Genomic DNA, 23,616 nt, shown 5'->3' on the forward strand with positions numbered 1-23,616 from the left:
TGGTATGCCCGTTTCGAATTCAACCCTGTCACGTCATTCGCTCGAGGACACCGCCCGAAGGATCTGCGAAAACCGAGGGGGCAAATGGTCAGGCACAAGGGGCATGGCCTGCTGCCCTGCGCATGATGACCGCACACCTTCGCTCGGCGTGACGCTCGGCCGAAAGGCTATTCTCTTCCATTGCTTTGCGGGCTGCGATCAGCAGAGCGTGCTTTCCGCACTGGCGCGCGAAGGATTCGAGGTGGCCAGGTTTTTCTCGGGTTCTTCAGCCGAGAATCAATTCAAGTCGACCAGAGTGGGCAAACCCTCGGCAGCAGCGTTGAGGATCTGGCGCGAAGCGGAACCATTGGGTGCCAGTCCGGCGAAGGCCTACCTTGAGAGCCGCGGCATCCTCGCCGCATCTCCGGCGCTCCGCTTTCATCCACGAACGCCGCTTGGCCCGAAAGTACGGGCCCGCTTTCTGCCCGCCATGATCGCGGCAGTCAGCCTCGACGAGGGCCCGATCGCCATCCACCGCACGTTCCTGTCTACCGAGGCTTCAGGCAAGGCCGCTTTCGAAAAGCCGAAACGCGCGCTCGGCGCGCTCGGTGAAGCTGCTGTCCGCCTTTTCGCTCCGGCCTCCGGCAAGCTCGGCCTCGCTGAGGGCATCGAGAGCGCGATGTCGGCCTATGCTCTCACCGGCATTCCCGTCTGGGCGACCCTGGGCAATGAGCGCTTTGGTCTCGTCAGCGTGCCTGAGAGCGTGACCGAGCTTCACCTCTTCGTCGATCACGATGCTGGCGGCGAGCTGGCCGCGTCGCGTGGCTTGGCCGCTTATGCCCGCGATGGGCGGACGATCCACGTTCGCAAACCATCCTCACGCGACACCGACTGGAACGATGAACTTACAGCATGGCTGCGCCGCAAAGCGGCGCGGTAGAGGAGAGAGAGCTTCTCGAATTCCTGATCCGGCAGAGGGCCTGTCCCGATGCCCTCATCAGGAGGACGAATTGCCATGTTTCAGTCAGACTTGTTTCCCGCCGGCGAGCAGATACCGGCAGTGCCCCTGGCCTTCGCCATCGGTGCCCGGATTGCCGCGCTTCTCACCTCGGGTCGTCATCTTACCCGTGCCGACATTTCCGGGCTGTTCGCCGAAGAGACCGGCGCCCTTGACTGGGGAAGCGCCTGGAGCATCGACGACTACAATAACGCGGTCGAGATCGGGGCGCTGCTCTGGCTTCGCGAATCTTCGCGCATAGACCTGGCGACCAGCGTGCACGAAACCGAAGCGCGGTTCGACTGGCTCGAAGCAGCCTTGCCGCCCCGGCACGTTCGCAGCGAAGGACAGGTCGAGCTCCAGCAGTTCTCGACCCCGCCGATGCTGGCCTGGCTGATGGCAAAGGCCGCAGCCATCTCTGCGCACGACACGCTACTCGAACCCTCCGCCGGGAATGGCGCCCTCGCTCTCTGGGGCAGCCTCCAGGACGCCTCGTTGGTCCTCAACGAGATCGATCTGGCAAGACGAAACGGGCTGGGCCATATCTTCCCCGCGGCCACGATCACTGCGCATGACGGGGAACTGATCGCCGACCTGCTTCGCAGCCCGGTTCCATCGGTCGTGCTAATGAACCCGCCATTCGCTCATAGCCATGAACGCGGCGAGGACCGCGAGACCGCTATGCGTCACCTGCGCGGTGCGATCCGAGCGGCTGCGAATGGGGCGAGGATAGTCGCCATCATGCCCGATGGCTTTGACGCTTCCACATTCGCCAAAGCACAGGACGAAGCGTCGCTCCTGATTAATGTCCGCTTGGAGCAGATGTTTCGCCGGACAGGGACGGGGATCGCCGTTCGCCTGGTCGTGATCGACAAGACGCAGACTGCGTCTTCGCCCGCGATCACCGGAGACACCTGCGACCTGGTCGAGCTCCACGAGCTTATCACCGCACTTCCGCGCCGCGCGCAAACACCCGCCAGCCTCCATCGCTTGCCGTTCAGCAAGCCAATTCGCCGAGTTGGCAAGACTTCGACCCAACGCACTCCGGTCCGTCCGGTGGCGCCTTTCGCAGCGACAGCAGCAGCCAAGGCGAATGCGACCACTCTTGCCTATTCGGTCTTGGCCGACTCCGCGCCGGTACCTGAACAGACAGGCATCTACCTGCCTTACCGGCCCAGTCGCATCGCGTTCGAAGGCGCTCCGGCCCATCCCACCCCGCTCGTGGAATCGGTCGCTATGGGTTCGGTCGCGGCTCCGCAGCCGGAAGTGCGGCCTCGTCTTCCCACCAACTGGCAGGCCGATGGCCTTTTATCCGAGGCTCAGTGCGAGACACTGGTCTACGCTGCCCAGGCATTCGCGCGCGACCTACCGGGCCAGTTCAAGGTCAGCCAGGAGGGCACTGCGCTGGAACTGTCCGAAGACGGTCATGAATACCGCCAAGGCTTTTTCCTCGGTGACGGGACCGGAGCGGGCAAGGGACGGCAAATCGCAGCGGTCATCATGGACCGCTGGCTCGCCAGCGAGCGTCGCCATATCTGGATCACGAAGAACGAGGCGCTGCTCGAAGATGCGCGCCGCGACTGGGAAGCGCTTGGCGGGCTGCCGCTCGATCTCCAGCCGCTCTCGCGCTGGAAACTCGGCCACCCCGTGACGATGTCCGAAGGCATTCTCTTCGTCACCTATCCAACGCTGCGCTCGGGACGCGCTGAGGATACGCGGCTCGACCAGATCCTTGCCTGGGCGGGCGAGGATTTCGACGGCGTGATCGCCTTTGACGAAGCCCACGCGATGGCCAATGCGCTTGGGGGCTCTTCAACCCGCGGCAAGGTCAAGGGCTCCGAACAGGGCATGGCGGGCCTCAGGTTGCAAAACCATCTCCCACGCGCCCGCGTGCTCTACGCGTCTGCCACCGGCGCTTCGGATATCGCCAACCTCGGTTACACCTCACGGCTTGGCTTATGGGGACCCGAGACTGCTTTCCCGACCCATGAGGCGTTCATGACAGAGATCCGCGCTGGCGGCGTCGCGGCGATGGAGCTCGTCGCCCGCGACCTCAAGGCTCAGGGCCTCTATCTTGCTCGTGCGTTGTCCTTCGCCGGGGTTGAGTACGAGATCCTCGAACACAGCCTGACCGAAGCGCAGGTCAAAATCTATGACGCCTACGCCGATGCCTGGGCGATCATTCACCGCAATCTCGAAGCAGCGCTCGAAGCAACCCGCGTGGTCGACGAGGACAGCGGCGACACGCTCAATCGCAACGCCAAGGCTGCGGCGCTGTCGATCTTCGAAGGCACCAAGCAGCGCTTCTTTGCCCAGCTTCTGCTCTCGATGAAATTGCCGAGCTTGATCCCCGCGATGGAAGCGGCGCTGGGCGAAGACCATTCGGTAGTCGTGCAGCTGGTCTCGACCGCCGAGGCCATGCTCGACCGGCGTCTCGCCGACCTATCCGACGAGGAACGCGAAGCGCTCGATATCGATCTGTCCCCGCGTGAATATGTCATCGACTACCTTAGCAAGAGCTTTCCGGTGCGTTTGATGCAGGTCTTCGCCGACGAGGATGGCAATCTTCGTTCCGAGGCAATGAGCGACGAGGAGGGCAATCCCGTTTTCTGCCCGCGCGCCATGGCCGCGCGCGATGCGCTGATCGAACAGCTCTGCGCACTGCCGCCCATCGCTACCGCGCTCGATGCGATCATCGAGCACTTCGGAACCGAGGCCGTCGCCGAGGTTACGGGCCGGACCCGCAGGCTGGTGATCGGACGCGATGGTCAGCAATGCCTCGAACGGCGTAGCCCCAGCGCCAATGTCGCCGAAGCGCAAAGCTTTATGGAAGGCACCAAGCGCATCCTGGTATTCTCGGACGCCGGCGGCACGGGTCGATCTTACCATGCCGACTTGGGCGCCAGGAACCAGCAGCGCCGGGTCCATTTCCTGCTCGAGCCGGGCTGGCGCGCCGACAACGCCATCCAAGGTCTTGGCCGTACCAACCGCACTAACCAGGCATCCGCGCCGCTGTTCCGCCCGGTTACCACAGACGTAAAGGGCGAACGCCGGTTCATCTCGACCATTGCGCGAAGGCTCGATGCATTGGGCGCGCTTACTCGTGGCCAGCGCCAGACCGGCGGACAGAACCTGTTCGACCCGGCAGACAATCTCGAAAGCGACTACGCGCGCGAAGCGCTCAGCCGCTGGTTCCAGCTGCTCTATGACGGCAAGCTCGAGGCCACGAGCTTCGGCAATTTCGTCGAGCGGACCGGCCTCCGACTTGAAAGCCCCGATGGCGGATTGACCGATAATCTCCCCACGATCCAACGCTGGCTCAACCGCATTCTCGCGCTGCCGATCGCGCTCCAGAACGCCATATTCGACGAATACCTTGGTCTCGTCGAAGCGCGGATCGAAGCTGCGCGTGAAGCCGGAACGCTTGATCAGGGACTGGAAACCGTGAGGGTCGATCGCTTCACGGTCCTCGCCGATGAACTCCTGCGCACAGACCCCGTGACCGGTGCCGAGACCCGTCTCGTCTCGCTCGAAGTGACGAAGCACCTTCGGCCTCTGCGATTGAAGCGCCTGGTGCGGATGCACGAGATTGGCAGTACGCACGCGATCCCGATGCGCAATGCGCGCTCGGGCAAGGTCGCGCTGTCGGTTCCGACCCGCCGCCTCATCGCCGACGACGGGGCAGTGATCGAACGCCGACGCCTTTTGCGCCCGCTCAACTCCGCGAACTGGACAATCGAGGCACTCGCTGAAAGCCACTGGGAAGATATTGGCGTCACCGCATTCACGAGGGCCTGGCGTGCCGAGGAAGAGCAAGCGGCCAAGTCACCGGTGACCGAGCGCGTGCATCTCGCCACCGGACTGTTGCTTCCGGTCTGGAAGCGCCTGCCAGGCGATCATGTCCGCGTCACCCGGCTCGTTGCCGAGGACGGTCAGTCGATCATCGGCCGCGAAGTGCTCGATGTCGATCTCGCCGCAATCGCCGAGACCTTTGGCCTTTCCGGAGTTGCCGGACCATCGGCTGAGCAGATCGGCGAGCTCGTCATCGCCAGCGGCAAGCCGCTGGGCCTCGCAAGCCACGATGCCTTGACCGTCAAGCGATCACTGGTCGGCGGCGAGCAGCGCCTTGAACTGACCGGTTTCTCGCCGGATCGCCTCGACTGGTACAAGGGCAAGGGCTGCTTCACCGAGATCATCCGTTACCGCACGCGGCTGTTCGTGCCAGTCTCCGCAGCCTCGTCCGTTCTTCCCACGCTTGCCGCCTGATCGCTCGGGCCGACCCCAACTCAGAATGAGAGTGGAGGGAGCCCTTTGGGCTTGTGGGCCTCGTGATCCTCACCTGCGCCTTCATTCCATCAGGAGAACACCCATGATCCAGTCAATTCCCTTGAAGAAGCTCGTCCCGAGCCCGCGAAACGTTCGCAAGTCTAGCGACGTGCTGGCCGACCTCCAGCTACGGGCAGACATCGCTGCGCGCGGACTGCTGCAGAATCTCGTCGTGCGCAAAGGAAAGCGCGGCAAGTTCGAGGTCGAGGCCGGAGGTCGCCGTCTCGCCGCGCTGCAGGCGCTGGCCGAAGAGGGCACTTTACCCGAAAGCCATGAGGTCACCTGCCTCGTCATCGAAGGCGACGAAAGCGAAGTGCGAGAAGCCAGCCTTGCCGAGAACTTCCAGCGTCTCGCAATGAACCCGGCCGACGAGGCACAGGCCTTCGCCTCCATCATCGAGGCAGGGGCTACCACGGAAGACGTGGCGCGCCGCTTCGGCCTCACCGTCCGGTTCGTCGAAGGGCGCCTGCGTTTGGCAAGTCTCGCACCCTGCGTCTTCGAAGCACTCGCCGAGGGCACGATCACGCTCGACATGGCCAAGGCCTATGGCGCGATCTCCGACGTGGAGCGTCAGGCACATGTCTATGCCGAGCTGCAGGACGCCTGGTACCAGATCACGCCTGACACCATCCGCCGCATGGTGCTCGATGCCACGGTCCGCGGTTCCGATCCGCGTGCCGTGCTCGTCGGACGCGATGCCTACCTCGCCGCGGGTGGCCGGATTGAACGCGAACTGTTCGACGACGATGCCAGTGAAAGCTGGATCGATATCGCGCTGCTCGAGGACCTCGCGCACAAGGCCATGGACGAAGCCGCAGAAAAGACCGCACTTGAATATGGACTTGCCTGGGTTCGGCCGACGCTTGGCAACTACGTCAGCCATGACCTCATCGAAGGTCTGGGCCGCTTACCATGCGAGCCTGCACCGATGACCGAACAAGAAGCGCAAAAGCTCGGCGAACTTGAGGCCGACTACGACCGCGTCGCCGCCGTGCTCGAAGACGAGGACAGCGACGAGGATGAGGTCGCCAAGGCCGAACAGGAACTCGTGGTAATCGACCGCGCCATGCGCGCGATCAATGATCGGCCGCCGGTACTCGCCGACGAGCTGAAATCCGAAGCTGGCGCCTTCCTAGTCCTCTCGCGAAATGGCGAGCCGACATTGGTCCAGCAATACTACACCGAGACCGAAGTCATCGCTGACGAATGTGTGGTCGAGGCCGTCGAGGAGAGCGGAGCGGCGAAGCCTAAAGGGAGCTCGCTGTCCCAGCGCCTGCTCGACGAGCTCGCGATGCAGCGCCGCGACATCCTCGCGATCCATCTCGCAAACGATCCGGCACTGGCACTCGACTTCATGGTCTTCACGCTCGCCGATGCCGATGGGCACGACTGGCACGCGAAGAAAGCGTCGACGCTTGTCGGATCGGTAGCGTCCGGCCCGGTCACCGGGTTTGAGGCCAAGGATGCGCCGGCGAGTGCTGCTTTGGCCGAATTCGCGGGGTCGCTCGATGAAAGCTGGCGTGCTGGCGAGAGCGATGTCGAGCGGTTTGCCAGGTTCCGGGCGCTTACCGACGAGGCGCGCTCGGCCTGGCTTGGTCATGTCGTCTCGCGTGCACTCGTTGCCAGTCTTGCCTGCGAAGGCGAGCGTTCGGTGCCGATGCACGAGGCGCTCGGCTCGCTCCTTGAAATCGAGACCGCGCAATGGTGGCGTCCCACGGCGAACAACTACTTTGACCGAGTGGCTAAGGCCCGCACGCTCGAAGCGCTCGATGCCGCCGGCGGTCCCGAACTGGTCAGTCGCTATGCAGCCTCCAAGAAAACCGAACTGGCGAGCGCAGCCGAGCGCATCTTCTCGGGCAACTTCATTGGCGAGCCCGAGGTCAAGGAACGGGCGCAGGCCTGGGTGCCTTCGATCATGCGTTTCGCCGGTGCCGAGCAGGTCGCACCGGTTGCCGCTGAAGGTGACGAGCCGGTCAGCGACGACGCGACTGACGAAATTGCCGAGCAGGCTGCCTGACCCCTCCTGACAGGTCCAGGTCACTCGGCGGGCGGTCCGTCCCAATCGGGACGGGCCGCTTTTTCCATGTCAGAGCTTGGGATGGATGTAGCCAAACAACTATTAGGTAGTGAGCCACGAATAGCTGCCCGCGCAATCGATCATTGCTTTTGTGAAGCTTTGTCCAAGACGGCTAATAACGGGTTCAGATATCCGACTGACTTCATCTGCATGGCTCGCTTCGCATACCCTGATGACCAGACAGCAGACGTTGTCGTAGCACGTGAGAGCCTGGTTAAGCTGTCCACTGCTTGGGACTGTCACACAACCTTGCGTTCTGCTAATCTCGCGTCCAGTTTGCTCGAATGAAGCTGGCGGAAAATCAATATATAATCGAGCAGATGACGGCACTTCTTGAGGAAGTCGATGCCCTCGCTGAAACGGATTTTTCTGGGATCGGCATAATCGTGTCGGCGTCACCAGAGTCTTTGCCGCTCATCGCGTTGCGCCCGACAAGCAAGCTATTGGACGATGCTGCAACTGCAACGGCATTGGCTCGTATCTCGCACCCTTGGCATGAGCTTCACGACGGCTTTCATGTTTTGACACCAGAACTTAAGATTGAGAAAGTCGCCCAATATTTCTCGCCACCGATCGTGCCTTCGGCGCGCATCGATCGCCGAAAGCGCTTCGGGGGACGGTATCTCGCCGCATTATTTGGCTCGATGCTCCCTGGCGTACAGGTGACTGGTATCTCAAGTCGCGATTTCGGCCTGGCAGTTTTTCAAAGGGGAGAAGAGAAGGTCTATCGCGCAGCGCGCGAAGTGCCACTCCGAGCAGAGAGGGCGCCCCGATGATCTTTGCCATGAGTCGAAATTTGGTTATTAGCATTCTGGTGCTGTTAGTCGTGTTGACCTGCGTTGGTCTTCTGCAGTTCGGCTATGCAGAAACTCCCCGCGATCTTCTCGAATGGTCGTCTAAGATTGCACTGGTCATGAGCGGTGCTCTTGTCCTTCTCAGCATCCGGCCAGTCCTTCGCGTGCTGCACCTGATTACGTTCGCGAAATATTGGTGGTTCCCATGGCTCGACGGAGAATGGCGTGCAGAGATCCGGTCGAATTGGCCCAAAGTCGAACGCATGTATTTGGCTGCCAAACGCGAAGTTCCCAAGTTCGATGCGGTTGCTGCACCGCTTACGAGTGACGACGAACTGGTGACGATGGCATCAGTTACCATCGAATCGAGTTTGTTCGATATCTCTATTGAAATTACGCCAGACGGAACAAACAAGGTCAGCCGCACACGTTTTGTGCGATCGCGCTGGGCAAAGCCAGATCGGCCAGAGCTCAGCTATGTCTATGAACAGCTCGACAGCGCGGCTCTCCCACCGACCGATGCGCGGCAACACTTTGGAGCCGGGATTGTCGAGTATTTTGAAAAGACCGACGAACTTTCTGGACATTACTGGACGAACCGAAAGGCAGAAGCGGCGCTCAACACGGCCGGCACCATAGTGATGCGTCGCGTCGTACCGCCTCCACTTCTCGCACGGCTTTTGCGCCGCGAATCCGCGTAAGATCGACCTGTACGCGTATCGATTGGGGGGGAATGCGCCGCTAATATTCGACGAGGCGCAACTGGATGACCGTGCCGCAGCATCACGGGCAATCTGACCCTACGACGGATCAGCCGCTTATTCGATATAAGCCGGGGACAGCACATGCCCTGATGTTCCGTCGTGAACGAGGACCGTCATGCCGCTTGGTGGCGAAAGCTGCCCGACGATGACGAACACGAAGCCGGCGAGGCGATGCCGGGACAGGCGAACCCGGCTTGCCATAGTGGCGTTATCGCGGCCCGAAGGCACGGGACAGCGTTCGGGATGCGTGTGCCAGTCGCCGATATAGTGCAGGTCACGCGCGAATAGGGCCTCAATCTCGACCTGCTCGCTTCCGCGGTCTGGTTCAAAGAATGTTCGTCCGCGCTTATCTTTCGGTCTCGGGCCGGTCGCTTCGCTTACGAGGATTCGATGCCCGTCGATCCGGGCAAAGAGCTGGCCGCCACCTTCGCGATGCCAGCAGCGATGCTGGCGGTTCCGGTCGAAATGGTCGAGGACACCCTGCTCGAACTGGATCACCTCGCCCGAGGCACCGACGGGATAGAGCAGCATCAGCGATCGCAGTTTTTGCAGGCGGGGCATACGGGATCGTGCCTCCAGACACGCTCGACCATAGTCGCCGAAGGCCGGTTCTGCGTCGCCGCCCGCCAATCATTGGTCCAAGAGCCGCCGACCCGGCCGATCGCTGGCTCGCGTCCGCTGGCTATCCGGTAAACGCCGTCGCCGGCGCGGTCGAGTAAATGATCGAGAGCCAGGTCAGCAGCCATGCTGGCGATCGCGGTGATCTCCGGCACGCCGTAAGGCTGAAAATAGTTGCCGCAAGCCGCCTCGCGCTGGAGCGTGGACGCGGGAAACTCTGCCGCACAGAACAGAGGTTGCCCAGTTGACGAGAGGCCGCAAGCGAGGCAGCCGCCGGACTTGCCGATGAGGACCGCGTGGCCTGCGGCCGCATGCGGTTCGGCCCAAGCGTAGAGGACCGTTGCAGGGTGCCCGGTCATGAGCTGGCGGACATTGAGTTCGGCCTCGTGTGACCAGCTCCCGATCGTTGAGACCACCAAGTCCGCCTGCGAGAGAACGTCGGTATGGTCGACGGCAAGCTCCTGCCAGCCGGTGGGATGGCCGGTGGCGCGCGAATGGGGAAAGTCCCGCTGAAGACGTTGCGCGAGCGCGGCTGCCTTGCTTTGTCGATACGTGTCCGCACCGAGTATATGACGGCTCGTGTTCTCGAGCTTCATTTGGTCAGGGTCGACAAGGTCGATCTCGCCCACGCCCGCCTGGGCCAGCAAACGGGCGATCGGCGATCCCAAAGAGCCGCAGCCGACCATCACCACGCGCGAAGTGCGGAGCGTCGTGAGATCGGAATTACCATCGCGCCCGTGAACCCACCAAGGGTCGGCGCGCTCGACGCGATGGCGGAGGAGGACGCCGTGGCGCGCCTGCTCCAGAACTACTGCTTGCGGTGCTTTGCCCTTGCGAAACCCTTTAGTCCCATTGGAACGGTTGCGGCCATGCCGCTTCCTGGACAAGACTGTCACCGCTGCGATGCAGGGTCCGTTATCGGCTTCGGCGCCGAGCAAGATTACCCAATCCTGCTGATCGCGTCCGAGAAATGCGTCGAGCGTAGACAATGCTGGCTCTCCGAGCCGCGCCGCCAGGTCGCGCACGTCTTCCGGCGTGTCCGGGTATTCGGACGGCAGCAGCGGCTGATGAAGCCACAGGAGCAACGCGGAAGAACATTCCGCACCGCGCGGCAATCCCTTGCCCGCCCGGTTAGCGAGCCAAGCGTTCAACGTCGCGCGATCCTCGGCGACGAAATAGCCTGCCTTCGAGCGCCACAGCTTTACCCGTCGCGTGCCACCGCACGGATCAACCAGGCTATGGATCGATTTACCATTTGAGGTCGGGTTCCAGTATGACAAAAATTCACTTTGGAACTCCGCTTGATTGGTGCCCGCCATGCCTTGCTCGAGGATTTTGGCCGCGCCACCGAGCACGGCCTTGACGATGGCGATTGGCTGGGAGTGGTCGAGCTCGTCGCTATCCTCTATGATGCAAAGCCGTCCGTCCTCCTCGACGTGCGGATAGCTTGGATAGCCCGGCGGCTCGGCCAGTGCGACCCTTGGCCGGCTGCATGGGAAACGAGAGTCAATAACCAGATCCAGTGCCACTGGATGATCGCATATTGCTACGTCGAGACGCCACCCGCATCTCGCGCCCTTCGTTCTATAGCGCTGTAACTCGGCTTCCTCGAGCGGGCGAGCCCCCGTATTGGTCTCGAGCCACTTACCGACCTTTGTTTCGACGTCCGACTGGGTCGCGCCAGGCGCTTCAGCCATAGCGGCCGTCGCCGCCTTTCTGGACGGCTTCGCGAGCGTCGGGCTCATCGGCGAAGTCTTTGAGGATACCAGACTGGAGGATGGGCGCCGCACCGATCTGCGCTTCGATCACCACGAGATCTTCGTTGTCGGGCAGATACGTGCCCAAGCTCGCGCGAAGATGCTCGATCACCGTGCCGGACTGATTGGACGCCAATGCTACGTCGATCCGCGTCGCTAGGTCGTGTGCCTTGGCGATGAAATCGGCGCGGCATTCGCCCGTCCAGCCCTCGTCGAGATACTGGCCATGTACGACGGGGTTCGGAATGCTGCGCTCCAACAATTCGGGGAGCCGCTTCGCCACCATCTGGAGTGCAAGGTCGTCACGATTCTCCGCGATTGCGGCAGTCGCCTCATCGTATGCGGCCACGACGCAGGCCATCAGGGCGATTGAGCTGAGTCGGCAAGCGGTCCAGTTATGGTCTCGCCAACCTTTGAGGTAGCGGCAGACGCGCCGAAGCTGCTGACCGTGCACGTCTATCGCTTCCTGAAACCAGTCCTCGAGCTTGCGCGGGTCGGACGGCTTCCAGCCTTCGCGACGGTGCGCGAGCATGATCTGGTCAGTTGGCAGACGGGGATAGATTTGCTCGGCAAAGGAGATGTTTTCGTCGCGCATCTTAGTGTCGAATTGCATCGACGCTTCGGCTTTTTCGAGGAGAACCTCGAATTGTTCGTCAGGGATGGCGTAGAGCGCGAGATCGACATGCGCGTCGTCATCAATCTCGACCCGCACGCAGGAAGGCTTGTCAGTGATGAGCGTCCATCCGTTGCGATCGCACATGGGAGCAAGGATGCGCTCGACCGCCGCGAAGTAGCCGGCGCTAGCGACAATGGGATGGGCACCGCCATTCTGACTCAGGAACGATACCGGCAGGAATACGCCATCGTCGAGGTCGATCTCCTGCGGTGGGTTATGGGTAGCCCGGTTGAGCGTGTGGTAGGACCAGCTCCCTTGCATACGGAACTTCGGCCGTAGCGCCAGGTCACTGTCGGTAAGGTAATCCGAGGCGAGCGCGCGCGCTTCGAACAATTGCCTGCGGTCGACGTGGTCGCTCCAGTTGCGCAGGCCACTGCGAATCTCGTCCCGGATTTCGTCACGGGCAACCTGGAGCGCTTCCTTTTCGGGTATGTCGACCGTCAGGGCACGCAGATAGCTGTCGTGATCGCCTGAACTGAACAAGGTCTTGTGAGCGTTCGCCCCCATGTTTATCGCTCCTTAGTTCCGACGCCTGGCGCCCGCTTTGGATAAAGATAGGAACCGCCGAACAAAGAACAAGGGGCGAACAAAGGTTATTCCCAGTCGCGCTGATCGCGCCAGGGAGCCAGCTCCTTAAAACGTCTCTCATCTATCGTTGCGTAAGAGGCCAACGATGGTTCCACGGCTAGAATTTGGCGTGAAAGAGTGGCAGCTCAAAGCAAGGCCCTGACCGACCGCTCTTGGGAAAGCCCACTTAAATCCAAAATGACCGCGTTTGGGGCGCATAGCGGCAGTGATTAATGAGAGGGGAGGGAGCTTTGCTCTTCCTGAGCCGGGACAACTCCGTTCCGGCGATCAGGAGATCTCCCATGACCAAGTCCCGCCGCTCTGTTTCGACATCGCCTGCCCAGCGCATCACCGCCGCCATCATCGAGAAGCTCGAGGAAGGAACAAAACCCTGGGTCAAGCCTTGGCGAGGTGTGCCGGTCTCCCGGCCCTTGCGGTCCTGCGGGACACCCTACCGCGGCATGAACACTTTCTGGTTGTGGATGGTGGCCGATGGCTGTGGCTACGCCTCGCCCTACTGGATGACGTACCGCCAGTGTCAGCAGCTCGGCGGACAGGTCCGCAAGGGTGAGAAATCGACCATCGCGATCTTCTACAAGAGCTACACCAAGGAGGTCGAGAACGCCGAAGGCGAAGCTGACACCGAGAACCGGCGCGTGCTCAAAGCCTATTCCGTGTTCAACGCGGATCAGTGCGACGGCCTCCCCGAGTTCTATCATCCCAAGCCACTCATTGCCGCGCTTGAGCCCGAAGGACGCGAAGACCGCCTTGATGCCTTCTTTGCCGATATCGGCGCAGACCTGCGCCATCATGGTGCCCAGGCCTACTACGAGCCGCAGCGTGACCGGGTCACCATGCCTCCAGCCGAACTATTCGAAGCTTATGACCACTATTACGCGACGCTCGCGCACGAGCTGTCGCACTGGACGGGGCATTCCTCGCGGCTCGACCGCGATCTCAAGAACCGCTTCGGCAGCGACGCCTATGCGGCCGAGGAACTGATCGCCGAACTTTCCTCGGCCATTCTCGGGGCCGAACTGGGTCTTCCCGTTACCCATCTCGACCATCACGCCAGCTACATCGCATCTTGGCTCAAGATCCTCAAATCGGACGAGCGCGCGATCTTGACCGCGGCGGCCAAGGCCGAGGAAGCGGCCAGCCTGTTGCTTGACCTTGGGGGTTACCAATCTCTGGAAGGCGAGCCCGACATCGATCTTGCTGATGCAGCCTGAGGAGCAGTGAGATGGGACGTTCTGTCAGCTATCCAACCGGCTCCGTGGTTGCCTTTCGCCTGCTTGATGAGGGCGAAGACGACGATTTCGACTGGGTCTACCAGTGCTTGGTCGACGAGGTCATCGATACCGCGAAAGTGGCCTTTCCTTCGTTCGAAACCTTCGACGGATGGCGCGGGCGCGAGGATCGCATTCTCCTGCGAAACGCCTTCGCTGATTGCGGCGTTTCAACTTATTGCGGGCTCGCCGCGGTCTGGCTCGCCGAACGCGACGATGCCCGGTACTGGGAGGCCGATTTCTACAACCCACGAACGGCAAGGGCACGACACTGGCTTGGCCAAGTGTCGGATAGGTTCATCGAATTGTTCGGTGAGCTGCGCATGGTCGGTCGGTTCTCGAATGGCGAAGCGATCTTCGAGCGCTCCCGATCCACCTGTGACACCGAGTCATGATCCTGCCTCATCCCTGACCGCCGGGAAAGGCCCTTGGGCCGGTCGGGGCGCGCCGCAACCTGCGGCCCGTCGGCCCGTGTTGCCCGCGCCAGCCTAGGGCCGCAGGTTTCCCGCTACGCGGTGCGTCGCGCCCCTTGTCCCGGCCCTGATCGGGCTCCGGCGGACAGGGTCGAGGCAATGGTGCCTCCTCTCCTTGTCCCCGCGATCAGGAGACACCCCATGTACGACAGCTTCATCGACCAGTTGAGCGGCCTCGACCTCTCAGGGCTCAGCATCAGGCCAGCTCCCTTCAACGAAACCGACTTTCCCTGCGAGGACGCGATCGAGCAGACCCTCGCTGCAGTCTGGTCCGATCTTTTCGCGATGTTTTCCGACACGGCCCTGGAGGCCGATGCCGAGGACATTGCATGGGGCGTGGTCAATCTCTTTCACCGTGCCGCCAGTCGGAAGTCCGCTCAGCTCGACCGGGCCAGCGACGAGATCCGGGTCCTCCTCGCATCAGCCGATGGCTCCGAAGTGCACTCGAGCAATCTGGAAGAGCAGGTCGAACGCGCGCAGGCTGCCGAAGCCAGTATGCTGGCCTTCGAGCAGATGCGCGAGGCTGCGGCAGCACTCTATCGCTACGAGACCGGTTCCTCGTGGAAGCCCGTTTCTGGCTCGCGTACGGGCCATTCGCGCCACCTTACTTCGGCTGTGATCGATGCCCGCGATTTCCTCCGCGCACGTGCTGAGAACCGGCGTCACGCTCTGATTCCGGAAGGAACTCCGGTCGTTTTCGCCGGTGGTCGCCAGAGCTTCGAGAGCGCCGAGGATGCGCGTGTCTACGCCGACAATATCTGGGCGACGCTCGACAAGGTTCGCGATGTGGTTCCCGATCTCTTCCTGGTCCATGGCGGCGACGGCAAGGGTGCCGATCGACTCGCCGCGAGCTGGGCTGAACGCCGCGAAGTCCAGCAGCTGACCTATTCGCTCGATCGTCGGCTTGGTGCCCGCGCCGGCTTCAAGCGCAACGAGCAGATGCTCTCACTCAATCCGCGCTACGTTGTCGCCTTTCCGGGCAATGGCGTGACCGAACGGCTCGTCATCGATGCCAAGGCGCGCCGGATCACCGTGGTCGATCGTCGTGGCCACTTGGGCACCTCTCCCGGGTCCTGAGGGGCCCTTCATCATCTGCATGAGAATTGCCTGGATGTGCATTCGGCGCCGACCCGACTATGCATGAGGTCATGCAACTTGACGATCTGCTGCAGCGCTACTTTGCTACCACCGACCTCTCCGCGGTTGCTCCCGACACATCTGCAGCCGGCATCGAGCATTGCCGGGTCGATTTCGGCCTTGAGGAGGACCGGGGCAAGCGCTTTGCACTGTGGTCGTTCCTGCACATGTTCGGGTCCGCCCCCGACCTCGATGTGGCGTTCGAGAACGAGGAAGACCGGGAAGCTGCGCGCAACTTTATGGATCTCCTAGCGGCATCGGAAGACGATGGGGCAAGCTGATTGCATTGGGAACACGCGAGCCTTCAGACCCGCACCCGATACCCATCCGGCTTTTGTCGCGAACAGTCCTGAACCAGGCCAGCTGAGGACAGCAACCCGTTCCTTTGACGGCCGTGTTGTCGCGCTTCGCGCGCCTGCCCGCACCACCCGTCATGAACAGGTTTCCCTTGGAGCTTCGCTCCTGCGGTGCAGTCCTCCCATGTCCTGCTTCTTCTGGATGTTCGCAAGCCGGAGATGGTCTCCGGTTTGAGGAACTGAAGGACTTACACCATGACCAATATCGCAATCCTCACCGGCCGCATCGCTCGCGATCCCGACACCCGCGAGACCAAAGGCGGCACCAACGTTGCCGGGATCACAGTCGTCACCGATCGTCCCGCACGCGACAAGGACGGCAAGACCTACAAGGACGAGAACGGCTACACCGCCAAGGAAAGCGAGTTCCACCGGGTGACCTGCTTCAACGGCCTCGCCAAGACCGTCGGCCAATACTGCTCCAAGGGCCAGCTCGTCAGCGTCCAGGGCCGCATCCACTACACACAGTGGGAGGACAAGGACGGGGTTACCCGTTACGGAACCGAGATCCTCGCCGACAAGGTCGACTTCCTCTCCCGCGGCAATGGGTCGGCCGACGAGAACGACAACACCGACGCTCCCGATATCGACTGAACTCTCCCGTCGATCTCCCTCCCGAAGGGGTCCTGTCCAACCGGACAGGGCCCCTTCTTGCTGTTCCTACTCTCCGGATGGCTGTTCGGTGCGAGGAGACGAGCGAGCCGGTGGAAGCAGCTTCTGCAGAGACGCCTCTTCACCGAGCTTTCCGAGCTCTCCGGCAACTCTTGCGAGCGCCTTCTTCGAGAAGGTCTCAAGCCCCGTTCCCAGGATGATGCGTCCCAGTTCTAGGGCGGCTTGAGCTTCAAGTAGCTTCTGGCGCTCGGCAAGTGCCAGCCGGTCGGCCTCGAGTTTCCGGAGTGCTGCGACAGCGCTTCGTTTGGTTGGCATCGGGGTTCCTTTCCTGCACCCCTCGGTGGTTCCTCCCTTCGATCAACATGCACCCGGGCACAGCCTGTAGGAAAGTCCAATCGCGCTGGTCGTCCCTTGCACTACGTAACGGAGCGGGGGAGGGGGCTGGCTCACCGAATTCCAAGGGTGATGGGCATGGGGCCGGCGCGTCAAGGACGGCGGGGCCCCACCATTTTGCCTCCCCTGCGCTTTGCTCCGGTCCGACAAAATCGTTGCCCCCACCGCCGCTTCGCGGTCGCCCTCGGGGCGATCCCTGACCCGCCGGCCCCATGCCCCTCCGCCTGTTTCCTGTCGTCTCAGCGACAGGTTTCAGGAGGATATCATGACTACACTCAGCACCTTGGACATGAACGCGCACAGCTATTTCGAAGCGCTTGCAGTTGCCGAAAGGCGCGCCCAGCACAGTTTCTTCGACCAGCACGTGGTGGAAGATGAAGACCTGGGCTACTTCGCCCTGGACGAGGGTGACTACAACGCACTGCCTGCGCATCTCGCCAGCCGCGTGGTGCACACGGTCCATGGAGCCATGCTGGACGAATACTGACGACCATACGAGGGCAGGAGCCGGTGACGGTTCCTGCCTTTTTTCGTGTTCGCTGGCACTGGAGCGGGACGAAAAGCGGAGCGGGGCTGGGGTCGCGCTCGGTCCCGCCCCGCCTTCGGCGGTGCTCCTGCGGGCGCGGCCTTCTTGTTCTGGGCCCCGCACGCACGCCCGAACGACAGCGGGTCGGACCGGCGCGGTGCCGCGGGAACCGACAGGCCCCGGTCCCGGGCACCGCACGCGCTCCTTTGCCGCCGCCTTTGCGGGGTGTGCGGTCCTTGTGCGTGGTATTCATTCAAACGCAGATCAGGCTCAATTACGGTCGCGAACTGGATGCTCGCGCCTCCGAGGGCTCAGTTGGAAAATGCCTTAGAGAAAGGAGCGACCATGATCACTGGATTTCGCCGCACAATGGGGAACAGAATTGGCACACCGTACGCAGCGGGTGCTGCAATGGAAGGCGCGGAATTGCTTCACGAATTCACGAAAATGCGCTGATACCATCTTCTGTGCCGGATGCGGTCCACTTGCTTTCTCGTCCGTGCCGAGTCGGCACAGATCCGTTTAATCTGCTGAAAAGCGATGTGAATTTTCCGTTTTCCTACACCCCATGCTGCGGCCTAGAGTGGCACTTGCCTTTCGAAGGGTGAGCCAGGTTCTTTGAACACAAGGAACTTGGAAAAATGCAAAGACACCACCGGTTCGTGACCTATGTCACGCCCCTGATCGCCGAATGGATCAGGAAACAAGCAGAAGAGCGCAGGGTCAGCGCGAGTATCGTTGTTTGCGATTGCATCTTCGATGCCTGGCAGCGCGCAACCGAAGCTGATCTGAGGACCCCGGCGACCGATCCAGTGCGCCAGAACATCTTCATCACGGTCGCATTGGATGCGCTGCTTACGCATCATCCCGACAGCACACTGCGCGACAGAACGGTCGCAGCCTACCAGCGCCGGCTGGAGCGCCTCGGTATCGTTGCACCCCGACCCATGGGAGGCGATGATGAAGCATAATCTCGTCAACTTCACCCGTGGCAGCCAGCTCCTCGGGCATTTCGGCTTCATGTTTGCCGCAGGCCTCAAGGGGCCCCTGATCGTGACCCTCCTGGTCGTTCTCGGCCTCGTCTATTGGGACGTAAGCGGGGCGCTAGACGAGTACCATGTCTACCTCCTGTGGATGCATGCCTATGCCTCTGGCTATGCCTTCATGGAGTTCGATCCAGACAAGCTTGTGAACCTCAAGCTGGCCGATGGGAGCCTCGTCGCATTTCCCATTTCCGTGGTGACCGATTACCCGCCGATGCGCGAAGCGGTCGCGCTTTTCCAGAGCGCGGTCATCAGCGCCTTGTGGCTTGCAGGGTTCATTCTTGCGCCGCTCTTCGCGCTCTTCTGGTGGGTTGCCGAACGCTTCGGCGAGAAGTCCAAACAAAAGAAGCATGTACGCGGGGCGGAGCTTGCTACCTTGCGCGACCTTAGCCGCGAGATCGCTGCACACAACCGCGATGCCCGTGCCCGCGAGTATGGCGATGCGTTGGGCTGGCGCTGGCGTCTGGCCGGGTCGGCTTCGCTGCGGGATGCGGGCTTCTATTCTCCCGCGCATCTGGCCGGGGTCAGCTGGCCCTGGCGGCTTGAGCAGAGTCACGCGATGCTTGTTGGCACAACCGGGACAGGCAAGACCGTCGTCCTAACCGAGCTTACCAGGGAGATCCGTGAACGGGGCGAACGTGCGGTCATTTTCGATCTTACTGGGGCCTTTGTCGAAACCTTCTACGATCCCAAACGCGACATCATTCTCAACCCGCTCGACGCGCGTTGCCCCGCCTGGAGCGTGTTCAACGATTGCTCCACGCGTGCCGAATTCCATGCCGCAGCGGAGTCCCTCGTCCCGCACGATGGGGGCGGCGCCGAACAGTTCTGGGTGCTCGCCGCGCGCACGCTGTTCGTCGAGACCTGTCTCAAGCTCGCCGAAGCAGGGCGGGGCACCAACGCCGCGCTCGCCCACGAACTCATGAACGCCGATCTCTCCGATCTGCACCGTCTCGTCGAAGATACCATGGCCGGTCCCATCAGCACGCCGAGCGCGGCGCGCATGGCGGAATCGGTGCGTGCAGTGTTCAATGTCAACGCCAAGGCGCTCCAGATGCTGCCCGAAGACGGGACGCCCTTTTCGGTCCGCGAGTGGGTCAACGGGGCAGGTGAACCGCGCTCTATCCTGTTTCTGTCCGCGCGCTACATCGACATGAGCGTGCTCTCGCAGCTGCTCACCCTGTGGCTCGACACCGCGATCATTACGCTGATGGCGGGCCAGCGCTCGCGGGACATCAGGCTCTGGTTCCTGATCGACGAACTTGGCGCGCTGCATCGCCTGCCTTCGCTCGAGAAGGGCCTCCAGACCGCGCGCAATTTCGGGGGCGCGATCGTCACCGGGATCCATGCCTTTGCCAAGCTCAAGGATGTCTACGGCGAGAACATGGCCATGACCCTGTCCTCGCTTGCCCGAACCAAGCTGATCCTCGGCACAGCAGACCGCGAGACCGCCACCTGGTGTTCCGATATTATCGGCCACCGCGAGGTTCGCGAGATGGAGGAAGGATACAGCTACGGCTACAACAATGCGCGCGATGCGGTCAGCCTGACGCCCCGGCGCCAGGTCGTCCCACTGCTGCTTCCCGACGAGCTGATGAAGCTCAAGAACCTACATGGTTTCATCAAGTTTCCCGAAGGATTTCCGGCGGCACCCGTGGTCCTCGAACCGCGCAACTGGCCTCGGGTGGCCGAAGGCTTCATTCCCCGGGATATGCCTAAGCTACCACCACAGGCCCGCCACGGTGATGACAAAGAAGGAGCAGGTGGCGGTGCCGGAGCAGCCTCTGAAACAGGCGACAATGATGGTGATCCTCGACGGTTGAGGGTCGCGCACGATCGCTCCGACAGCGCTGAAAAGAAAGCCGACCAGGAAGACAAAAAGGAACTGCGCCGGACCCGTCGCAGCAACAAGGGCGATCAGGCTCGACCGGACCAGACAAGGAAGCGTCGCGATCCGAATGCGCAAGAGGAAAGGGGGACATCAGACCCTCAGCGGCCGGCTCAATCCGACCTTCCTCTGTCTTCGAAAGCCGAGGAGCAACGCGGCAAGGAGCAACGGGATGCACCTTCAGCGAGGTCTGACATTCCCGATCCCGCATCGCATCAGCGGGCGCAGGATGCGCGCGGCAAGGCTGACCAGAGGCTCCAGGAAGAGCAGCAGAAGTCGCTGCTTGGCGGTGCAGCGAAGCAGAGTCGCGATGCCGATCAGGGGCAGGACCATGGTCACGATTACGGGGACTTTGATCCGGACATGTGACGCCCAACAGGGGAGGGGACGAGGGCCAAGAGAAAGTGATCCCAGCACATGCTTTCCGTCGCCAATGTCCGCTCGCCTTCGGCCGCGGCGAGCTACTTCGCCTCGGACAATTACTACGCGAGCGCCGATGCCGACCGTTCGGGGCAGTGGGTGGGCGAGGGTGCAAAGCGCCTTGGTCTCAATGGCAAGGTCGAGGCCCAAACGTTCGACGCGTTGCTGAGAGGCGAGCTGCCCGACGGCAGCAGCGTCGGCAATCCCGGGCAGGCACACCGCCCGGGTACAGACCTCACTTTCTCCGTTCCCAAGAGCTGGTCGCTGCTGGCGCTCGTCGGGAAGGATGAGCGGATCATTGCCGCCTACCGCGAAGCCGTCCTCGAAGCGCTGCACTGGGCTGAGAAGAATGCGGCCGAGACCCGGATGGTCGAGAAAGGCAAAACCGTCACACAGGCCACCGGGAACCTCGCGATCGGCCTGTTCCAGCACGACACCAACCGTAACCAGGAGCCGAACCTCCATTTCCATGCGGTCATCGCCAATGTCACGCAAGGGAAGGACGGCAAGTGGCGAACGCTCAAGAATGATCGGCTCTGGCAGCTCAACACCACGCTCAATTCTATCGCAATGGCGCGCTTTCGCGTCGCGGTCGAGAAGCTTGGCTATGAGCCGGGACCGACCCTCAAGCACGGCAATTTCGAAGCGCGCGGTATCACCCGCGAACAGGTCATGGCGTTCTCGAGCCGCCGCCAGGAAGTGCTCGATGCACGGCGCGGTTCTGGTCTTGAAGCGGGCCGCATTGCCGCGCTCGATACGCGCGCGAGCAAGGACGGGATCGAGGACCGCGAGGCCCTCGGCATGCAATGGAGCGACACCGCGAAATCGATCGGGCTGGACCTCGCGCCCTTGGTCGAGCGGGCGCAGACCCGCTCACTGAAACAGTCGATCGAAACTGGCAGGTTCGGCTCGCTTGTCGAGCGCGGGCGCGCATGGCTGGGACGCTTCGTCGCGCATGTCAGGGGCGATCCGGCTGATCCGCTTGTGCCCAAGTCGGTCCTCAGACAGGACCGTGAAACGATCGCAGCGGCACAGGCCGTCGCTTCGGCGGTGCGTCATCTTTCGCAGCGCGAGGCTGCCTTCGAGCGCACCGCGCTCTACAAGGCTGCGCTCGATTTCGGGTTGCCAGCGACGATTGCTGATATCGAGAAACGGACCCGCGCCTTGGTGCGCTCTGGCGATCTCATAGCAGGGATGGGAGAGCACAAGGACTGGCTCGCCTCGCGTGACGAGGTGCTGACCGAGCAGCGGATCGTGTCCGAGGTTGCCGCCGGCAAGGGTGCGAGCTCATCTGCAGTTGAGCCGGAAAGCGCGACTGATCGTGTCCAGGCCGCTGCAATGACAGGGCAGGGGTTCCGTCTCAACGAGGGTCAGCTCGGGGCGGCGAAGCTGATCCTGACGTCCGAGGATCGAACGATCGCGGTCCAGGGAATTGCCGGTGCCGGCAAGAGCAGTGTTCTGAAGCCAGTCGCTGAGGTGCTGCGCGACGAGGGCCACTCGGTCATTGGCCTCGCAATCCAAAACACTCTCGTCCAGATGCTCGAACGCGACACCGGTATCGGCTCGCAGACGCTGGCCCGCTTTCTTGGTGGCTGGAAAAAGCTGCTCGACGATCCCGGCAACGCGGCGCTTCGCGCGGAGGCAAAGGCGGCACTGAAAGACCATGTGCTGGTGCTCGACGAAGCATCGATGGTCTCAAACGAGGACAAGGAAAAGCTCGTCCGTCTCGCCAATCTGGCTGACGTTCACCGCCTGGTCCTGATGGGGGACCGCAAGCAGCTCGGCGCAGTCGATGCGGGCAAACCCTTCGCGCTCCTGCAGCGGACAGGCATGGCGCGCGCTGAAATGGCGACCAACCTGCGCGCGCGCGACCCTGTCGTTCGCGAGGCGCAGGCGGCAGCGCAGGCGGGCGATGTGCGCACGGCGCTGCGTCACCTGCAGCCGCACACACTCGAGGCCAGGGGCGATGGCGCGCTGGTCGCGGCTAACACCTGGTTGGCGCTCGACAAGGACACCCGCTCGCGCACCTCGATCTACGCTTCGGGCCGCGCCATCCGCTCTGCGGTCAATGCTGCCGTCCAGCAGGGACTTCTCGCCAATGGCGAGATCGGACCGGGCAAGGCCGAGCTTGGAGTGCTGGATCGCGTCAACACGACCCGCGAAGAACTGCGACATCTGTCAGCCTACCAGCCTGGCCGGGTGCTCGAGGTCTCGAGAAAGCAACAGGCCCTGGGACTGTCAGCGGGCGAGTATCGTGTCCTGGGACAGGACCGGAAGGGCAGGCAGGTCGAAGTTGCGGACAAGCGCGGCAAGCGGTTCCGGTTCGACCCGGCACGGATCAGGGCAGGGAAGGGCGACCAGAATCTGACTTTGCATGAGCCGAGGAAGCTCGAGATCCATGAAGGCGACCGGATCCGATGGACCCGCAACGATCATCGCCGCGGCCTGTTCAATGCCGACCAGGCCAGGGTGGTTGCCGTTGTCGGCGGGAAGGTCACTTTCGAAACTTCCAAGGGAGACCAGGTCGAGCTCAAAAAGGACGATCCGATGCTGAAGCGGATCGATCTTGCCTATGCGCTCAACGCCCACATGGCGCAGGGTCTGACATCCGATCGCGGCATAGCCGTCATGGACAGCCGCGAGCGCAACCTGTCGAACCAGAAGACGTTCCTGGTGACGATCACGAGGCTGCGCGATCACCTGACACTGGTCGTCGATAGTTCGGACAGGCTCGGAGCAGCCGTGGCACGCAACAAAGGAGAGAAGGCCTCGGCCCTCGAGGTCACCGCACAGGTGGCCCCGACAGAAAAGAAAAACGGCGAACTTGATCAGCTGAAACCGGAAGAGGCCAACAAGGCCGAAAAGGAAATCGCCCGAAGCAAGAGCAAGACACTGGATTTCGGGATTTGAAAGGCCGCCTTGCG

At 62.2% G+C, this 23,616-nt stretch carries 18 protein-coding genes; 14 read left to right on the forward strand and 4 right to left on the reverse strand.

Translation table 11 applies throughout. The annotated features are described in order from the left end of the window. Positions 1-103: 103 nt before the first annotated feature. The 5 genes from ADAD_RS16645 (at position 104) to ADAD_RS0108440 (ending at position 8,874) form a co-directional block, all read left to right on the forward strand. A complete protein-coding gene (locus ADAD_RS16645; protein ID WP_425466598.1) occupies positions 104-919 on the forward strand; it encodes a DUF7146 domain-containing protein in 816 nt (271 codons plus the stop codon). A 75-nt stretch (positions 920-994) separates the two neighbouring features. Continuing rightward, the gene (locus ADAD_RS0108425) at positions 995-5,242 is read left to right on the forward strand and encodes a strawberry notch family protein (RefSeq protein ID WP_029140013.1); all 4,248 of its coding nucleotides are present in this window, start codon (positions 995-997) and stop codon (positions 5,240-5,242) included. 103 nt (positions 5,243-5,345) lie between these two features. Then, positions 5,346-7,319: a ParB/RepB/Spo0J family partition protein gene (locus tag ADAD_RS0108430; RefSeq protein ID WP_029140014.1), complete on the forward strand. Its 1,974-nt coding sequence runs from the start codon at positions 5,346-5,348 to the stop codon at positions 7,317-7,319. 344 nt (positions 7,320-7,663) lie between these two features. Next, positions 7,664-8,155, forward strand: coding sequence for a hypothetical protein (locus tag ADAD_RS0108435; protein WP_010412469.1), 492 nt, complete (start codon positions 7,664-7,666; stop codon positions 8,153-8,155). Beyond that, a complete protein-coding gene (locus ADAD_RS0108440; RefSeq protein WP_138619416.1) occupies positions 8,152-8,874 on the forward strand; it encodes a hypothetical protein in 723 nt (240 codons plus the stop codon). Before ADAD_RS0108435 ends, ADAD_RS0108440 begins: the two co-directional genes overlap by 4 nt. 117 nt (positions 8,875-8,991) lie before the next feature. Here the strand turns inward: ADAD_RS0108440 and ADAD_RS15765 are convergent, their stop codons facing one another. Genes ADAD_RS15765 through ADAD_RS0108455 form a run of 3 tightly spaced genes read right to left on the reverse strand, consistent with a single transcriptional unit; the run spans position 8,992 to position 12,495 of the window. Beyond that, positions 8,992-9,468 (reverse strand): Mov34/MPN/PAD-1 family protein, encoded by a 477-nt coding sequence (locus ADAD_RS15765; RefSeq protein ID WP_010412476.1) that lies wholly within the window; start codon positions 9,466-9,468, stop codon positions 8,992-8,994. Then, the gene (locus tag ADAD_RS16375) at positions 9,468-11,300 is read right to left on the reverse strand and encodes a ThiF family adenylyltransferase (protein ID WP_010412478.1); all 1,833 of its coding nucleotides are present in this window, start codon (positions 11,298-11,300) and stop codon (positions 9,468-9,470) included. The genes ADAD_RS15765 and ADAD_RS16375 overlap by 1 nt, the downstream gene beginning before the upstream one ends. Further along, the gene (locus tag ADAD_RS0108455; RefSeq protein ID WP_010412482.1) at positions 11,245-12,495 is read right to left on the reverse strand and encodes a CBASS cGAMP synthase; all 1,251 of its coding nucleotides are present in this window, start codon (positions 12,493-12,495) and stop codon (positions 11,245-11,247) included. The genes ADAD_RS16375 and ADAD_RS0108455 overlap by 56 nt, the downstream gene beginning before the upstream one ends. A 362-nt stretch (positions 12,496-12,857) precedes the next feature. Here ADAD_RS0108455 and ADAD_RS0108460 point away from each other — a divergent pair, with 362 nt between their 5' ends. The 5 genes from ADAD_RS0108460 (at position 12,858) to ADAD_RS0108480 (ending at position 16,404) form a co-directional block, all read left to right on the forward strand. Continuing rightward, positions 12,858-13,787 carry an ArdC family protein gene (locus ADAD_RS0108460; protein WP_029140016.1) on the forward strand — a complete coding sequence of 310 codons (930 nt, stop codon included), beginning with the start codon at positions 12,858-12,860 and terminating at the stop codon, positions 13,785-13,787. Between the two features lie 11 nt (positions 13,788-13,798). After that, positions 13,799-14,239 (forward strand): hypothetical protein, encoded by a 441-nt coding sequence (locus ADAD_RS0108465; protein WP_029140017.1) that lies wholly within the window; start codon positions 13,799-13,801, stop codon positions 14,237-14,239. A 219-nt stretch (positions 14,240-14,458) separates the two neighbouring features. Then, positions 14,459-15,394 carry a DUF2493 domain-containing protein gene (locus ADAD_RS0108470; RefSeq protein WP_010412495.1) on the forward strand — a complete coding sequence of 312 codons (936 nt, stop codon included), beginning with the start codon at positions 14,459-14,461 and terminating at the stop codon, positions 15,392-15,394. A 71-nt stretch (positions 15,395-15,465) separates the two neighbouring features. Continuing rightward, on the forward strand, positions 15,466-15,735 hold the full coding sequence (locus tag ADAD_RS0108475) for a hypothetical protein (protein ID WP_010412498.1): 270 nt from the start codon (positions 15,466-15,468) through the stop codon (positions 15,733-15,735). A 270-nt stretch (positions 15,736-16,005) separates the two neighbouring features. Continuing rightward, a complete protein-coding gene (locus tag ADAD_RS0108480) occupies positions 16,006-16,404 on the forward strand; it encodes a single-stranded DNA-binding protein (protein ID WP_010412500.1) in 399 nt (132 codons plus the stop codon). Positions 16,405-16,470: 66 nt separating this feature from the next. On the opposite strand, the gene ADAD_RS16650 is transcribed toward ADAD_RS0108480, so the two are convergent. Then, positions 16,471-16,737, reverse strand: a complete 267-nt coding sequence (locus tag ADAD_RS16650; RefSeq protein ID WP_083825588.1) for a DUF6437 family protein — start codon at positions 16,735-16,737, stop codon at positions 16,471-16,473. Between the two features lie 343 nt (positions 16,738-17,080). Here ADAD_RS16650 and ADAD_RS0108485 point away from each other — a divergent pair, with 343 nt between their 5' ends. The 4 genes from ADAD_RS0108485 to mobF all read left to right on the forward strand — a co-directional run bounded on the left by ADAD_RS0108485 (position 17,081) and on the right by mobF (position 23,602). Continuing rightward, positions 17,081-17,302 carry a hypothetical protein gene (locus ADAD_RS0108485; RefSeq protein ID WP_029140018.1) on the forward strand — a complete coding sequence of 74 codons (222 nt, stop codon included), beginning with the start codon at positions 17,081-17,083 and terminating at the stop codon, positions 17,300-17,302. 680 nt (positions 17,303-17,982) lie between these two features. Then, entirely contained in the window at positions 17,983-18,312 is a 330-nt protein-coding gene (locus tag ADAD_RS0108490; RefSeq protein WP_029140019.1) for a hypothetical protein, read from the forward strand. Next, a complete protein-coding gene (locus ADAD_RS0108495; RefSeq protein ID WP_029140020.1) occupies positions 18,302-20,641 on the forward strand; it encodes a type IV secretion system DNA-binding domain-containing protein in 2,340 nt (779 codons plus the stop codon). The genes ADAD_RS0108490 and ADAD_RS0108495 overlap by 11 nt, the downstream gene beginning before the upstream one ends. A gap of 48 nt (positions 20,642-20,689) precedes the next feature. Then, positions 20,690-23,602, forward strand: a complete 2,913-nt coding sequence (mobF, locus tag ADAD_RS0108500) for a MobF family relaxase (RefSeq protein WP_010412510.1) — start codon at positions 20,690-20,692, stop codon at positions 23,600-23,602. The last annotated feature ends 14 nt before the right edge of the window (positions 23,603-23,616 follow it).

Origin of the sequence: Citromicrobium sp. JLT1363 (assembly GCF_000186705.1) — a bacterium.
In the GTDB taxonomy this organism is placed as follows: Bacteria; Pseudomonadota; Alphaproteobacteria; order Sphingomonadales; family Sphingomonadaceae; genus Alteriqipengyuania.